The following is a 16,095-nucleotide window of genomic DNA, read 5'->3' on the forward strand; positions in this document are numbered from 1 at the left end:
GTGGACTGATCTTGGTCTAAAGATAAGTGATGGTTTTGTTATCTTCAAGGCTAGCCTTGAAGATGGATTCATTAACCATTTAAATCACTTAAAATGACAAAGAAGAACACGGAATCAATCGTAAAGGACATTAAAAGGAATACAAGGAGGAAGTTTTCTGCAGAGGAAAAGATCCGTATCGTGCTGGAAGGTCTCAAGGGCGAGGAATCGGTATCCGGCATCTGCAGGCGTGAGGGCATTGCCCCGGCACTGTACTATCGTTGGAGCAAGGATTTTCTGGAAGCTGGGAAGAAGCGCCTGATGGGTGACACCATGCGCGAGGCCAATACCAGTGAAGTAAAGGAACTCCGTGGGGAGAACTCCCAGCTTAAGGAAACGGTGGCCGAACTGTTGCTCCAGAACCGGGTGCTCAAAAAAAGTACCAATGGCTTAGGGTAAAATGGAGGAAGTACATGCGATTTACCCAACAGGAGAAATACGAGATCATAAGGCTTGTGGAGACATCTGAAATAGGCGTGAACAGGACATTGAAGGAAATAGGGATAAACAAGAGCACCTTCTACAACTGGTACGGTAAGTACCTCGAAGGTGGCTTTGACGGACTTGCGCCCAACCATAGGGCACGCAATACCTATTGGAACAGGATACCCGACAAGATTAGGTCGGAGGTCGTGGAGATGGCCCTGGACTTCCCGGAGGAATCCTGTCGCGGACTTGCCTGTAAGATGACCGATGAGCGGGAATACTATATCTCGGAGAGCAGTGTCTACCGCATACTTAAGTCACGTGGACTGGTGACATCCCCTGCTTTTGATACCATGGCCGCTTCACAGGAGTACAGGGACAAGACCATAAGGGTTCACCAGATGTGGCAGACGGACTTCACCTATCTGAAGATCGTCGGGTGGGGCTGGTACTATCTCTCGACCATTCTGGACGATTACAGCCGATATATTATCCATTGGGAACTCTGTCCCTCGATGAACGCAGGGGATGTGAAGAAAACAGTGGGAAGGGCATTGGAAAAGGTATCGCTGCCCAAAGGGCAAATGCCAAGGCTCCTGTCGGACAACGGGCCCTGTTACATCAGTGGCGAACTGAAGGAGTTCATAAAGGAAAGGGAGATGGAGCATATCCGGGGAAAACCGAACCATCCACAGACGCAGGGCAAGATAGAGCGTTACCACCGTTCGATGAAGAACATCATCAAACTGGACAACTACTATATGCCGGGGGAACTCAAGGAAAGGTTGGAAGAGTTCGTGGACTATTACAACAACAGGAGATACCACGAATCATTGGACAACCTGACACCGGCAGCCGTATATTTCGGAAGGGACAAAAAGATATTGGAAAAACGTAAATCGATAAAGAAAAGAACGATGCTCAAAAGAAGGAAAGAGCACCTAATTCAAAAGTTGAAACTATGACTTAACTTTGGATCGGGACAGTCCTAATTCGTTTGAAGACGTACAACAATATCTCTTATTGTTCCTCCCTTGAAATTTTCTAATTCACTTTCCCATTTTTTTAATCCAAATACGCTTTTTCTACCAATTGGAACAAAACCATTTTTTCGTTTCATTGAAACTCTGATTTTTGCTTCCTCAGTATTATAATTGGGATGAAGTTCTATTACCTTTTCAAAAATCACTTTTACTTTTGATGGCCTTCCTAAATGTTCAAGTGCTTCGTAAGCGTATTCGTGTGCTTGTCGATTGGTGTTTCTTTTAAAAATTAGGTTTTCATCTAAATCAAGATAAATTTCAAATTCACTATTTATTAAGTTCTCACAAATTGGCAACAATAAATCTAAAATATCAATATTGCCTTTAGTTAGAAATTTAGAAAGATAGCTCTTAAAATGAAAAGAATAAGATTCTTCAATTCTATCACATATTCTGCTTGAAATATCGTTGGTTAAAGCAGTAAAATCAATTTCAGAAGCCAGTTGTTTTTCTACTAAATAGAAATTATTCCAATTATGTCTGTTGCGAGAATTAAAATATTTTGGTTGCAAAACGTCTTCATAATTTCCAACAAGTGTAAAACTGTCTTTTAGATATGCTGAAAGTATAAAAGTGATAAATTCTATCGAAAAATTAGAATTATTTGATTTGTTGATTTTGTCTGAAACATCTGTATCAATTTCAATATAACTGGACTCCGTATCTATGCTGTATTTTTGAAATAAATCGTCATTGAAATTAGAAATAAAAAGTAGCTTGTTAGATAATTTATCAAGACAAAGCTTTCTGATTTGCCTAACTCTTTCTCTCGAAAGGTCAACTTGTTCAGCAATCTCATCGAGCGTAAATTCTCTCTGATTATCGTATAGCTTTAAGGCTTTCTTAATAATTATTGTTTGATTTTCATCAAAAAATGCATTTTGATTTAAGAGAAAGTCTGTAAGTTGAAAAATAGATTCGGATTCTAATATTTGGCTTGGAACAAATGGAATATCGAAAGTTCGCTGTATTAGAAATTTATTCTTTAATGCTATTAAATACCGTTCATCTTTTGTATGGCTAACTTCTAATAAAAAATCTTTAATAATCGAAATATAGACTTTTAATTCAGGAACACATTTATATCCAACATTCTTGATGTTTTCAAGGTCAAAACTTTCAGTAAGAAGAATTTTTTCGGCAAAATTTTTAACCTTTAAGTTGTGATTTAAAAACATGGAGATTGCATTCTTGCTTCTTGTAGATAAACTATCAGTATTTACGAAAATAAAGCTATTTATAACTTCTCTTTGAACTCTAGTTAAATTGAAAATTATGCTTTTTAGAGGATTCTCTTTTTTGATTTCAATTTCTCTATTTTCAGTTACTTCATCTTGATATCTATTACATATATTAATTAACTCCTCATTAGATTTACGCCCACAATTCTGAAGCCCTTCAAAGGATTTTTTGAGATGATAGTACTTCTTTAAATCTGATATAGAATTTAATTTGTTGTATTTACAGATGTGGTAAGACCTAACACTTATTTCTTCTTTTTTGTAGATTTCGTCAATAGTCATACTTTTCACAAATCAATATTATCTTCTTTAAATACAGTTGTTTTATTTATACTTTTTTTGTTTTCCCAATTTCGTTCTAACTTTATCAGAAAGCAGCTACCTAGTTTTTTCAGCGCTAGCCTGTGTCTCGGCAAAATCCAAATGTGCTGTTTAATATTATTTGCCTGATTAAGACATGTAGAAATACGGAACAATTATTATGTTCAATTAAAAACTTAATCAGATATCCATAAACTTTCAGATTATATAGTCAGGCTTAATTTTCAATGAATCAATTAAATTTTGGGGAGATGCTTTAAATGTAAGAATTTTCCATGAATTGAAAAATGTGAAATTCTGTAAAAAAGTTTAGCAAGATTATTCAAGTAAGGGTTAAAAATGCTATAGTCTTAGCCTTTCTTTAGTCTTCTCAAAAAAGAATATCTATCTTAGATTGAAGTAAAAATCACACATAAGAGAGCCCACGCGTTGTATATGCTGTTCGCATTTAGTGAGTGCCAATGACCTCACCTTACGGGTGTACAAGCACCCTCGATAGGTTTTGTTAGTCAATTATAACTTCGAGACCAGCTTTCTTTGCTTTATATTCTATTTTGGTCATCAAATCATAGTAGCTCCAATTTCTCAATACAAATCCCTCTTCTTTGGCAATCTCAGTTTTTTCCTCCTGATTCAATAGTATGAGGGTTCCCGCTTTATGCTTAACACAAAAATCAATCAATCTCCGGCTATAGACATGCAAACGGTTATGGACATATTTACGTTCCGTTTGTCCAAGTCTGTCAACTGCCTTTAGTTTTCTTTTGATGCCATTACCCGATCTGGAATAAGTTGCCCCAATCTTTGCCCGTCTGTGTGCCGATTGTATCGCCAGTCTTCTGTATAAAAACTCTTCCTTTGTGCCAATAGTAAGCCTTGTTTTACCGACCTTAACAACAATGGGATATTCAAGGGACAGAGAAGCCTCTGCAATTATTTCAGGTCTTAAGTTGTGACTTTCCTTTTCAATTTCAAATACTGCCAATAAGAAAATCTTGCCACCTTTTAGCTTGATGTGCGATGTGCACAGCTTAGTTTTGCCCTCAACTACCCGCTCCAACAATTTTCGTTTATCAGTAAAATCTTTGCCTAAGTAGGTTTTAAAGGGAATCTGAAATAAACGAAAGCAAAAGGTTTTTTTCTCTTCACTATAGTGTAATCCACTCATACCCTCCATGTCAAAAGGGAAGGCTATATCCCTCCTAAAGTTTTTCAAAGATTGTTCACCGTTCCAATACACTGGTCTGTTCTTTTTGAAAGATGAAATCAAGGCCTGGTTCAAATTGGACAATATGTTTGTGGGGATTTCTCCTTTAAAACGATCTGATACCACTCGATAGGTAGTGTTGATCCTGGAACGATTAAGGATTCCTTGTTCATCTTTCTTTTCATCAGCCAATTTATATTTTATCCCATCCGATAGATAAAAGAATTCCCTTATCATTTCCTGAACATAAAGGTGGGTCACTATGAGGTTGGCCGCCCTAAAGCACCTGTTCTGCCATTGGTACAATTTATCAAGAGCCTCCTTTTTTTCTTCTTTTGTAGGAAGGTCAATCAGTATTTGGATCTTTCGAGTGAGTTTTAGGGTTGACTTTTCCATTCTAGACTGATTGTAATTGATGTTTTGCTTCCATTAACCTATATGCTATCATGAATTCCTGATGCACTTCCTTTTGGGAGAGATTAAGTTCATTGGCTATTTCGGAAAAGGAACATCTTAGTTCACAACGCATTTTAAGCACCCTTGTCTGCTCTTCTGTCATCTCGCCAGTAAACTTTATCTCATCCGTATTGTTGTTACTGGAAACGAGCTTATTTCCCTGATGAATGATGGTCTTGATATCTTCAATGGCTTCCTTGATTTCCCTACAAGTTTCATTGATGCCTTTACCCAACACCTTGGAAATAGCTTTATACTGAAAGCCATGTTTCAAACAAAGATTAATCAAATGTCTTTTACTGTCATCCAATAAGGGCAGGACGAGTTTGATACTTTCGAACTTCTCTTGTTCCCCTTCCTGTAATTTAAAATTGTTGTTATCCTCACGAGGGTCATACCCGATCATATAGTCTTGGTAATTTTCATAACACTCCAACGAGTGGAATTTCCTGAAAAACCTGTTCTTTGGGCGATTGTAATATGTAATGCACTCCCTTTTCATAACAAACCGCAAGAAAAAATAAATATGCTTGGGTGATTCCAAACTGTCCCTATGTACCCACAACTTCAAGAATACATTCTGGACCAAGGTTTCCACAACAAAACCATCATCAAGAAAACTCTTGCCAAGCCAGAAAATCTGTGTGTGATATCTGGTATAGATTTCCGCAAAAGTTGAAGTACAACCTTTCTTCAATAATTCCAGATGTTTGTGGTCAATATTTGAAATCACGAGATTAAAATTTTAATGATAACTTACCAAATGTAATCATTTATTTATTAATAGTAATTATTAACTTATTATAAGTATATTTTACGATACTATAAATGAATTACTTGTCATTTTAGGGTTAACAATTACGCCCATGACAAAAAAAGATGATCATAAAGACCCTGCACTGGTTTCCATAGGTTCAATGTTCGAGACGGGAAAAATTCGAAAGATGTACACACTTGCTGAATTATATCCGACTAGAATAGCGAAATCACTTGGCATAAATTATGGTAGGTACATGGTCAAACTGAACCATCCCGATAAGTTCACCATGGGGGAAATAGTAAGGCTTGCTGATTTATTAGATATAGAGCCAGATATGATCACCAAGGTCATATATGCCGAATTAAATTAGAGTTTAGCACTCAATTATCTTCAAGTGCCGTTTAATTAATCTTTCAAAGAAAGCGAACGGAACGCAGTGAAGTGCTGCAAGAGTCCCAAAACTTACCAAACTAATACTACTGAGCAAGGTGAAATACTCCTTCATCATTCATTCTTACTAAGAATTCCTTGATTTTGTAAGGGGAGAGGCCTTTTTGCAAACATCAATTAATGGTTATTTCATTGTTATAGATTCCCATAAACCACTACTAAGAATAATCCTTATATTGAGATTCTATTATAAAAGGATTTCTCCCCCAAGTATTAATTAATAATATGTTCAATGTATCAGAATAATATCACAGTAGTTTGTGAAAATGGCAAAATATCAAGAGGAGAAACTTGGTTAGGAATACCACAGAATGTCTGTCAAAACAAACCAATTATGCAATTCTTGTTAAAGGTAATTGGTGAATTGGGAAATATTGACGAATATATTACTGATTTAAAGGGAGAGGTTAATAGACTTAAAGAACAAGAAATAGCAAAGCTACAAGAACATAAAAGTAGTTTAATTAATAGTGTGGTAACAGGTAAAGTAAAGGTGTGTTAGTATCTACAGTAAATAAACATACCTCTTTATGTCAGCTCTTTATTAGAATTTCAGAAGCGGTGTGGCATAAAATTGCCGCTTATCACAATTTAGGTATTGAGGTTCCCGAAATTGGCTTAACTGCCGATTTAATTTATGAACTTACTAACTGGGGTAATATAACTGGTAAAGCAGATTGTTATATCCGTAAAGCTTTTGATGAATCTGTAAATGGAAATGATGTTGAGCTCTATATAAAAAACAACATGGGCACGTATGACCATTATGCCCTTCAAGCCAAAGTTTTAAAGAATGATAAAAAATATAAGGGTTTAGATACAGGCTATAAGACATCTAGTAAGTACCAATGGGATAAGCTTTATGATTATGCTAAGAGTAATGGTTGTCTACCATTTTATCTCCTATATAATGGAAATACAAATATTACATTCCCATATTTAAAAAAGTACTGGTTTTTTGACGAACGGCAGTTTGGATGTTCGATTGTTGAGCCTAGAGTATTTCAATATTTTTATAAAAGAAAAACCAAAACCCCAACTTATACTCAAATAACTCCTAAATATGCATACCCTTGGACTGCTTTGACCTGTTCTAAATCTTCTCGTCATAAAATGGCCTCTTCCTCACAACAGCAGAATTACAGAGCAAAATCTATAGGTGAGATTAAAAATTCTTTAAGTGGATATAAAAAAGTTGATAGCTTAGAAAACGAAAATCCATCATCTGAAACAAATTTATCTAACGAACTATATTCTTATGACACTTGGAATCCGATTGCCAAAATAATAATTGATAATACAGATTCAAGGGATGAAAGGTAGAATTGAATTTACTAAAGAAGAAGCCAAAGAAATTGAAGAATTAATAACCCTTAAACTTGAAGCAGATGGCAACGCACAAAAAGGAATTAGAGCCAAAATTAGAAGGAGGGGATTTTATGCATCAGATTTTTGTTTAAATCGAAGCTACACCGTAGCCGATTTCAGGAGTGTAGTTATTATTGGCGGCAAAGCACCTTTAGCTTCTCCTCTGCTCAAAAAAGCCAATGTTCAAAAAAAAACTAAAGGCAACCAACCAAAACAAAAGCCTACTACAGCAAAAAATAATGATGAAGCTTATATTATTGACCTCTGTGACCAAGTTTTACAGCAAACCGCTATACGACAGCATCGTTTTGATTTCCTAAAAGGCGATTCGGGTACAAAATTACCGGTAGACGCCTACTACCCTACCTTGAATTTAGTTTTAGAATATTACGAACGTCAACATTCAGAGTCGGTTCCTCATTTTGATAAGCGCATGACTGTATCGGGCATATCTAGAGGTGAGCAACGGAAACGATATGATGAGCGAAGAAAAATTGAATTGCCCAAAAATGGTTTAAAACTGATCATATTAAATTATACGGAGTTTGCCCATAATTCTGGAAAACGATTGATTCGAGATTTAAGTAATGATATAGAGGTGATAAAAAAGAAGTTAAATGGATTTCTTAGGAAAGATTAACGCTTTTAGTTTATGGAAGGAATAAATGTTAAAAACCAAGTAGAAGCGATTATAAGAAAACGATGGGAAGAATTACGAAACCCAAAGAACTTATTAAGCTTAAACAGTATTGAGAAACAAACCAATCAAGGTTATAATGGAAGACAACTATTGGAGTTGTTTCAAAACTGTGAAGACGAAGGTGCTTCTAAAGTAAGAATCCACCTAGATACTAGAAATCAACTTTTAGAGATTAGCAATAACGGTAACAAACCGTTCTCTGTTAAAGGTTACGATTCTATTTTTTACCCTGGTTTATCATCTAAAGTTTCGTCAGATTTTATAGGTAATAAAGGACTTGGTTTTCGTTCAATTATTAATTGGGCAAGTAAAATATCTATTTTAAGCAATGGGTTTGCTTTGATTTTCGATTCGGCATTAAAAAGAGACATTCTATTAAATAAAATAGGATATACTGAACAGGAACTATCAGTTATTAGAAAAGAACGAAATTTAAAGGATAATGTGTATCCTTTACCATTGTTAAACTGTTGTGAAATTGAAGATTATATCAATAGAAAAGCCTTTACAACCACTATTACTATTAACTACAAAGCAGAATATGAAGAAGGCATCAAAGAGCAGCTTAAGTCAATAAGCGAAAAAACACTTTTATTCCTTAAAAACATAGAAGCTATAGAAATTGAGGGTGACTTTTTAAGTAAAACAATTTCTGTTTCAAGGAAGAAAATCGCTGAGAATAAATTTGAAATTAATCATAATGGAAAGATATATTTTGTTATAAGTTCTGACGGTATTGTAGATGAAAGCCTTATCGAGGATAAAGACTCTAGCCAACCAAAAAAATACAGCGTTAAAATTGCCTATAATGATGATTTATCCTTTAGCGATAAAGTATTATACAACTATTTTAAAACTCAAATTCCCTTTGAGTTACCATTTGTAGCACACGCTAGTTTAGAATTGGACCAAAATAGAAATCATAGTACAAAGTCTAAAGTCAATCCATTTGTATTAAAAAAACTGTTTCAGTTGCATTTAGAATTAGTTGAAAATTTAAAACACAAACACACAAAATCCTGGTTGCCATATCAATCAATTAATAATGATGATTTAAAAGTTTATGAGCCTTATTCTATTTTAATAGATAATTATTGGGAAAAATTTAAAGTTTACCCAATCTTTTCAGGCGAGTATGTTACAGCATCAATTGCTAAAAATTTAGGAAACAGAATCGCAGAATTTATTGCGGACAATAAACTTGAACATCTTTATAGTGAGCAAATAGTATTTTGTGATTTGCCTATTACACCACAGCAATATGTGAATAAGCCAAAAAATTATAGAGAAATAATAGAACGATTGGCAGTTGCATTAACAGTAAAACAAAGAGCAAGGTTAGTAAGTCTATTATTAGAAATATATCCAAATGAAAAGTTTCAAGTTTTAATTGATGAAAAAGAAGATCCAATTAAAATAGAAGACTTTGTTTATACAGATAAAACGACGGATAATAAAGATTTACAAGTACCATTTTATTCCAACATTCGATTTTTAAATTCAGATTTATTTAGAGAGTTGATAGTTCAACTTAAATTGCAAACAGCTACACATAAGTCTAGAAGCTTAAAAGCTAAATTGGATAAGATTTCAGATGTTCACGAATTCCAGCCTCAAATAGTAAATGAGAAAATAATCAGTGAGACCAATAATTACCTTAAAAAATCGGAGGTAAATAAAAATGAAGTAATCAAAGAGTTTTATCAGAAGCTATTTTATAATTATAATTTAAGAGAAGATAATCCTGAGCTAGATTATGACGGCATAATACCTTGTTTAAATCAAACTAACGAGTTATCTGATATTAAATGCTTGGTGCTTTCTAAAGAATTTGAAATTGGACAGTTGTCATTCAATATTTTAGGAAAATTATACGATGAGTCAAATACAATTGCAACAATAGCTGATTTAGGACTACAAAATCAAGACATAAAAAAGGTTGAGACTTTTTTTAAATGGCTGGGAGCGAACCCATTTACCATTATTGAAAAACTAAATAGAGGCGTAAGTAATCAATACCTGTCTTTTTGCAAAAAAGCATATGGCCAAACTATTCGTAGTTATAACTTATATAGTATAAAAAACTTAGGTAGAATTCTTAAACAAGATTCAACAAGTATTAATCAGATTCTATGTTGGCTTTCCTTAGATGAAAGACTGATCAAAATATTTACAAATTTCACAAAGTCTTATTCTTCAGAGGAAAGGTTGAGTTTCATATATTATAATAAACAAAGAAATGTAGGTTCTTTTGAAAATCCAATTTTTTATCAATTAACAGAATTTTTCGAAATCAAGAATTATTTGATTACGAATAAAAAGCAAGAATGGTTCAATCCATTCAAAGTTGATTACGATTCTTTGCTTGCAAAGAATGAAAAACTGGATAAGTTTGAGGTTGATAGAATTCTTGTCTTTTTTGGGGCAAAAAAAGATTTCAATGATTTAGATATAAATTATTTAAAAACTAAGACACAAGAGCTTGCCAATAGAAATAACAAAAAAGGTGCACAAGTTTTTTATAAAAGATTGGTAAGCCATTATAAGGAAAATGAGGAACAAATACTAGATACTGAATTATATGCTAGAGTAGGTGATGATATTGTGGTTAAAAAGGCTAGCGAAATCTATTTTAGTGATAGAATACAACTACCAGATTCGTTAACAAGAAAATTTCCCATATTTTATTATCCGTCTCGGTCAGGTGGTTCTAGGGCTATAAAGATGTTTGGTCTTAAAGATTTAAATGCTCTAGATTTAAAAATAGAGGAAAAAACGCCAAACCATTTTATTGCAGATGCTTTCCAAAAATTTATAAAGGAAATTAAGCCCTTTATATTGGCTTTTAGATTAGATAAAATAACTAAGGAAGATGTAAAGAATGGGCAAGTTCAATTATTGAATAAATTAAAAATAGAGGTTTGTTCTAAGTTAGAATGTAGTATTGACACTGAAGTTTTTAGTATTGAACCCTATAATTATATATATAAGAATAATACCTTTTATTTTAATATCCCTAATGGTTCAACTATTGCCGATTCTAAGCAAAAAAAAATATTTAGGGATAACCTTTCGGATGTATTTTTAAAAGTCTTCGACACACTCGATGAGAAGAAAACTTTTGAGACAATAATTATGCAATCGCGAGAAGATAATATCTATGATTTAAAGAATGAACTAGCAGATGGTATACTAGAAGAAGCAAAAATACTATTAGGTGAAATAAGTGTTAGATTATCAATATGGAAGACTATTTTCAAACTTAAAAATATCAGTATTCCAAGAGATTTAAATGAAAATAACATAGAGGAATATATCATTCAACATTTCCCCTTAATTGAACCACAGTTGTTGTTTAATTCTGATGATAATTTTGAAGAACTTTCGAAGATTAGAGGGTGTTTTCAGAATTTAAATCTTGACATTGAGAGATATAATGAAATATCAGATTACAAACTGTCTTTTGATTCACTATACACAAAGGAACTTTCTACATTTTATGAGAAACATAAGAAAAAAATAAAAAATCAAGTATGGTATCATTTATCTAAAAGTACAGGAGAACTGCAAGCAAACTTTATAAAGTATTTACACCAAATAGAAACTTTATTAAATGATTTTAGCTTAGACCAAAATAAGAATAGCTATAATCTTACAAATGAAATTGTGAACCTTTTAAAGAACAAACTTGGATTTGTTGAATTCGATTTTGAAGATGATAAACACCTAGATTATGATTTGATTGAGAATAAAAATAGTAAAGAATTTAATGAAGATGAGAGGTATCAAATAAGAAAAGATGAATTATTAAATAGCCTAAGTTACTTTGAAGGTAATATCGATTATATAAAGAAAAAACTATCCGAAAAGAATATTCAAGCCATTGAAGAAAAAGAACCTCAATTTAATTTAAATCTTAATGAGGAACCAGAACTTGTGGAAGATTTTGAATTTGAAAATATTACGGAGCGTCAAGAACCACAAAATAATGGAATCTGGTTAGGTGCTACGAAAGGTTCAAGTAATGGCTTGTCAGATACAGAAAAGAAAAAATTAGGAAATAGTGTAGAGGAGGTTATTAAAAAATATTTGCTAAGTAAACCAGATTTATATTCTAAAGTGGAGCTCATAGCAAAAACCAATGAAAACGCTCACTATGACATTAAATACTTTGATAATAAAGCTAATGAGATGAAGTATATAGAAAGTAAATACTATAATGGATTTTCATTTGACTTGTCCGAACCTGAAAGAGAATTTGGCTATAAAAATGCTAAACAATATGAAATTTGGTTAGTTAACAAGCAATCCAAGATATTTGCGATTAAGGATATCAATAAGCTAGGTAAATTAAAGCCTTTAAAATACAGAGTGAAAATAAAATTAAAAGAATATGCAGTCTAAAACCAATGTAAGCTTGTAAGCTCCCTTTAAAACCGAACGAGTTATAAATAGAAAAAAATAACCCCAAATTCTTACCCCAACTTTTGCGCATGGATCCTGTCGGGTTTTTGTAGTATTTCGGCAGAAAAACGTTAAGCAAAAACACGATAAGGCGCAACCTACTTCTTGGATTTCAGTAGCCCATGTCCTCACCCGTGCCCCTTGCCTTATTGATTCCCCTTCCAAGTGCCTTGATGATCTTGGCAGCTATTTGCACTTTATTGGTCGGTATACTGGGAGCCTTTACTCCCATGGTCTTTAGCAGTTTAAAGGCCATGTCCTTTTCCTTGGTGGGCAACCCCATCACCTTGGCAAAGAACTTCCCCGGCTCCTTGGCATGGGCCTTTCTCCCAACATAGGATTCCACATAGTTCCTTTTAAAGCCCGTTGTCCTATCAAAGGTCTTCTCTGCTGCTTGGTAAAAATTGTCCCGATCAAAACCTCTTTTTACCATCTTTCCGTTCAGTTCCACTTCCGAAGCCTTATGTTTTGCCATTGGGGAAAGGGTGTAGGTGTTCGTCACATCCCTTCTACTGACAATGATATGGATATGGGTCTGTGGCCCCTCCTTTTTCATTCCTGCGGCCACCAATTTTCCGTTCTGTTTGTGTGGGGCCAATCTTTCTTGCTCTTTAATCCTTTTTTCAAGCTCATTGACATTGCCAATGGATTCTCCCCGTTCCACTTTCCGTATCTCGTTCCTGAGCCTTGCTATCTCCCCGCGGTATGTTGCATTCTCCTGAACCTGTTTGTCAAAGCCACGATAGGTGCGTTCATGCTCAATTTTGGCATAGTATTTCAAGTTTTCGGCCTTGACTTCTTGGTTGCGGTGAAAGCTCTTGGCATAGTCCTCCATGAGTTTCCTTGTATATTCCCTTAACAGGTTCGGATCATTTCCAATTGCCTGTAATTCACTTTTGTTGGGACTGACCACTATGGAATAAAATTTTGGGTCCTTCTGCCTTAACTTGGCCGTGTTGGCATCTATTTCCACGATGACCGTTTGAGGGCTTAAGCTGTCGTTCTCTTGGTCAAAGAATTCCTCCCTTTGTTCGGGCAATCTATCTTGGTTTTCCTTTTCCAGATAATCCACATAGTTCCCTACACTGGAGTTATAGGTACTGCCCATTTTCTGTGCCGAGATGGTAAGGTACATAGTTGTTATCTTAATTGATGTTTCAGGCTTTCAAAATCCCCGATGCCCATATTGATTTTCAGATATGGCTTTCCCATCATAGGCTCCACCTTTTCCACATTATGGAGGATTTCATTGCAGCGTTTTTTATATTCATTGAATTCTAGAAGCATTCTATCATGCTCTGTTTTCGGTACGGTGTTTTTAGGCTCCAAAAAATTCTTTTGCTCTTCCTTAAATTGGATTGGTCTAGACTTGGGTTTCCTCCCATCCTTTACATAGGCTTCGTAAAGTATCAACATCATTTCATAGGTGGGTCGGATACTGGTCTTTTCCATGTTCTTGATAATGGCGATGAGCCTATCGAATTTCTTCATCATTTTCACTTCCAATTTTTTGATACTATCAAGGATAATCTTTGTTCCCTCTCCGAAAGGGTCAAGGTTGTTCTCCTTGAAGTATTGTATCATTGCATCCAAAACATCGCTATGGGACCTGTTGAACTTTTTGGAATAAGTGCGAAAGCGTGTGACCGTTTCTTTCTTTATGGTGATATTGGAATAACCACCGTTTCCTTTCTTTGTTCTGCCGTTTGTTGATTGCTTTTCCATAGGTGCGATTTAGTTTTTTAGTGAAATTGCGTCAATTTTTTCATCAAAAATTTCCAGTGTTTACTGGGCTTCCCAAAGGTTTTACTGTAGATTTCGGAAAAGTCTACTGTAACCCCTGATTTTGCACAGCATTCCAAAATCAATTCAATCAACTGGTTTTCAACTTGTTGAAAACCCGAAAACAACCGTGATGGCGCAATTTGCGCATCACCCTCTTGCTATTCCTTCGTCCCGCAAGCGGGACCGAATGAATACAGCCTTATCATCCTTCGGCTGCTTTTTTGGTCTGCATATGCTCTATAAGGTTTTGCATGTCCTCCCCTATCTTATGTTCCAGTACCCTTGCATAGATTTGGGTAGTGGACAATTTTGTATGACCGAGCATTTTGGAAACTGTTTCTATCGGGACTCCATTGGAAAGGGTTACAGTCGTTGCAAAAGTGTGCCTGGCCGAATGAAAGGATATGGTCTTGTAAATACCACAGGCCTTGGCAATCTCTTTTAGATATTTGTTTGTCTTTTGATTGGAGAGTACAGGTAGTATTTTAGTATCGGTCTCTGGACTGTCCCAATACTTTTCAATGATTTCTTTTGCTTTGGGCAATAAAGGCAATTTCACACTTTCCAATGTTTTTTCCCTTTTGGTATAGATCCATTGGTTTCCATCAATACCAAGTACCAGTTGGTTCTTTTCAAGTTCCCGAACATCTATATAGGATAGACCAGTATAACAGGCGAAAAGAAATGCATCCTTGACCTTTTCATATCCTGCTCCAGTAAAGCCCGTTTCTTCAATGCGCTTAAGTTCCCTTTCCGTTAGATAACTGCGTTCGGTTTTATGAAACCGGAGCTTATAGTTAATGAAAGGGTCTTTGTCCAACCATTCCAACTTGACGCCCAGCTTGACCATTTTCATTAAACGCTCCAAGTGTTTCATTGCTCCATTATTGGTACATTTCTTACCCTTTTGGAGTTGTGGGCCGTTCAATAGATAATGTTCAAAATCAGTAATGAATTTATAGTTCAATTGTTTCAATCGGATGTCGGGGAGTTTGTATTTGGATTCCAAAAAGCGAAAAAGATACTTTTTGGTCCCATAATAGTTCTTCATCGTTCCGGGGCGGAGCACACTCTTTTGTGTTTTATTATGATACTCGATAAGTTCATGCAGGGTACTATGTTGCTCGTCCTGCCCTAGATAACGGGCTTTGATTGCCTGTGCCGTGATCATCTTTTCTTCCCGCAACAATACCTTATGGGTGTCCATGATTGCAGCATACACCTCATCAAGATAGCTGTTCAATAAACGGGCCTTATGGGTAAGTCCATGGAGCCTTCCCTTGTTTTCGTCCCATTCATTCACCGAAACATAGCGTTTCAGACTGATTTCTGCCCTCTTCCCATTGACGGTGATACGGGCATAAATGGTCAACTTTTGGGGATTATTTGAAATATCCCGTGTGAAGAGAAGTACTTTTAAAGTGTTGGAATTGCGCATAATACATAACTTTTGGGTTTGACAAAACAGGTTTGTAAAACACCCATGAACAGCGTCAAACGCTATCTAAATTATGCACAATGAACGTACCGAACCATTCACCGAACTCTACACCTTTTATATGGTTTTAAATGAATTCAATTGAATGCAATAAAAACAAAAAGCACTGTCAATCAGTCAGTTGACAGTGCTTTGATACCACCTATTTAGTGGTTCGTCGGGATGACTGGATTCGAACCAGCGACCACACGCACCCCATGCGTGTACGCTACCAGACTGCGCCACATCCCGAAATCAGCAAAATGCTGATAAAAATCCAAAAAAATAATACCCAAATTTCAATTCCGTCTTACTGCCAAGCAGTCTGGGTACCGGACGGAGTCCATCCTGAGCGTAG

At 35.2% G+C, this 16,095-nt stretch carries 11 protein-coding genes, 1 tRNA gene and 1 pseudogene; 6 read left to right on the forward strand and 7 right to left on the reverse strand.

From position 1 onward, the window contains the following. Positions 1-93: 93 nt before the first annotated feature. Positions 94-1,430 (forward strand): annotated as a pseudogene (locus GVT53_RS10740) (IS3 family transposase). 23 nt (positions 1,431-1,453) lie between these two features. Here GVT53_RS10740 and GVT53_RS10745 read toward each other — a convergent pair. From GVT53_RS10745 to GVT53_RS10755, 3 genes are all read right to left on the reverse strand, one after another. Further along, complete coding sequence (locus tag GVT53_RS10745) at positions 1,454-3,031, reverse strand: sigma factor-like helix-turn-helix DNA-binding protein (RefSeq protein WP_166248630.1); 1,578 nt, start codon at positions 3,029-3,031, stop codon at positions 1,454-1,456. Positions 3,032-3,575: 544 nt separating this feature from the next. Continuing rightward, on the reverse strand, positions 3,576-4,673 hold the full coding sequence (locus tag GVT53_RS10750; protein ID WP_166248631.1) for a hypothetical protein: 1,098 nt from the start codon (positions 4,671-4,673) through the stop codon (positions 3,576-3,578). 1 nt (position 4,674) lies between these two features. Further along, entirely contained in the window at positions 4,675-5,466 is a 792-nt protein-coding gene (locus tag GVT53_RS10755; RefSeq protein ID WP_240904983.1) for an RNA polymerase sigma factor, read from the reverse strand. Positions 5,467-5,599: 133 nt separating this feature from the next. On the opposite strand from GVT53_RS10755, the gene GVT53_RS10760 reads away from it, so the two are divergent. The 5 genes from GVT53_RS10760 (at position 5,600) to GVT53_RS10780 (ending at position 12,415) form a co-directional block, all read left to right on the forward strand. Beyond that, positions 5,600-5,863, forward strand: coding sequence for a hypothetical protein (locus GVT53_RS10760; RefSeq protein ID WP_166248632.1), 264 nt, complete (start codon positions 5,600-5,602; stop codon positions 5,861-5,863). Positions 5,864-6,175: 312 nt separating this feature from the next. Then, positions 6,176-6,445, forward strand: a complete 270-nt coding sequence (locus GVT53_RS10765) for a restriction endonuclease subunit S (protein WP_166248633.1) — start codon at positions 6,176-6,178, stop codon at positions 6,443-6,445. Next, complete coding sequence (locus tag GVT53_RS10770; protein WP_166248634.1) at positions 6,439-7,266, forward strand: DUF6615 family protein; 828 nt, start codon at positions 6,439-6,441, stop codon at positions 7,264-7,266. The genes GVT53_RS10765 and GVT53_RS10770 overlap by 7 nt, the downstream gene beginning before the upstream one ends. Then, entirely contained in the window at positions 7,256-7,951 is a 696-nt protein-coding gene (locus tag GVT53_RS20940) for a hypothetical protein (protein ID WP_205791628.1), read from the forward strand. The genes GVT53_RS10770 and GVT53_RS20940 overlap by 11 nt, the downstream gene beginning before the upstream one ends. Positions 7,952-7,963: 12 nt before the next feature. Continuing rightward, positions 7,964-12,415, forward strand: coding sequence for a sacsin N-terminal ATP-binding-like domain-containing protein (locus tag GVT53_RS10780; RefSeq protein ID WP_166248635.1), 4,452 nt, complete (start codon positions 7,964-7,966; stop codon positions 12,413-12,415). A gap of 172 nt (positions 12,416-12,587) precedes the next feature. On the opposite strand, the gene mobB is transcribed toward GVT53_RS10780, so the two are convergent. The 4 genes from mobB to GVT53_RS10800 form a co-directional block, all read right to left on the reverse strand. Next, entirely contained in the window at positions 12,588-13,610 is a 1,023-nt protein-coding gene (mobB, locus tag GVT53_RS10785; RefSeq protein ID WP_166248636.1) for a MobB family relaxase, read from the reverse strand. 5 nt (positions 13,611-13,615) lie between these two features. Continuing rightward, positions 13,616-14,200 carry a BfmA/BtgA family mobilization protein gene (locus tag GVT53_RS10790; protein ID WP_166248637.1) on the reverse strand — a complete coding sequence of 195 codons (585 nt, stop codon included), beginning with the start codon at positions 14,198-14,200 and terminating at the stop codon, positions 13,616-13,618. A gap of 262 nt (positions 14,201-14,462) precedes the next feature. Continuing rightward, on the reverse strand, positions 14,463-15,698 hold the full coding sequence (locus tag GVT53_RS10795) for a site-specific integrase (RefSeq protein WP_166248638.1): 1,236 nt from the start codon (positions 15,696-15,698) through the stop codon (positions 14,463-14,465). A 217-nt stretch (positions 15,699-15,915) separates the two neighbouring features. Next, positions 15,916-15,989: transfer RNA gene (locus GVT53_RS10800), tRNA-Pro, on the reverse strand. Positions 15,990-16,095 lie beyond the last annotated feature (106 nt).

The organism is Flagellimonas oceani (genome assembly GCF_011068285.1).
GTDB lineage: Bacteria > Bacteroidota > Bacteroidia > Flavobacteriales > Flavobacteriaceae > Flagellimonas > Flagellimonas oceani.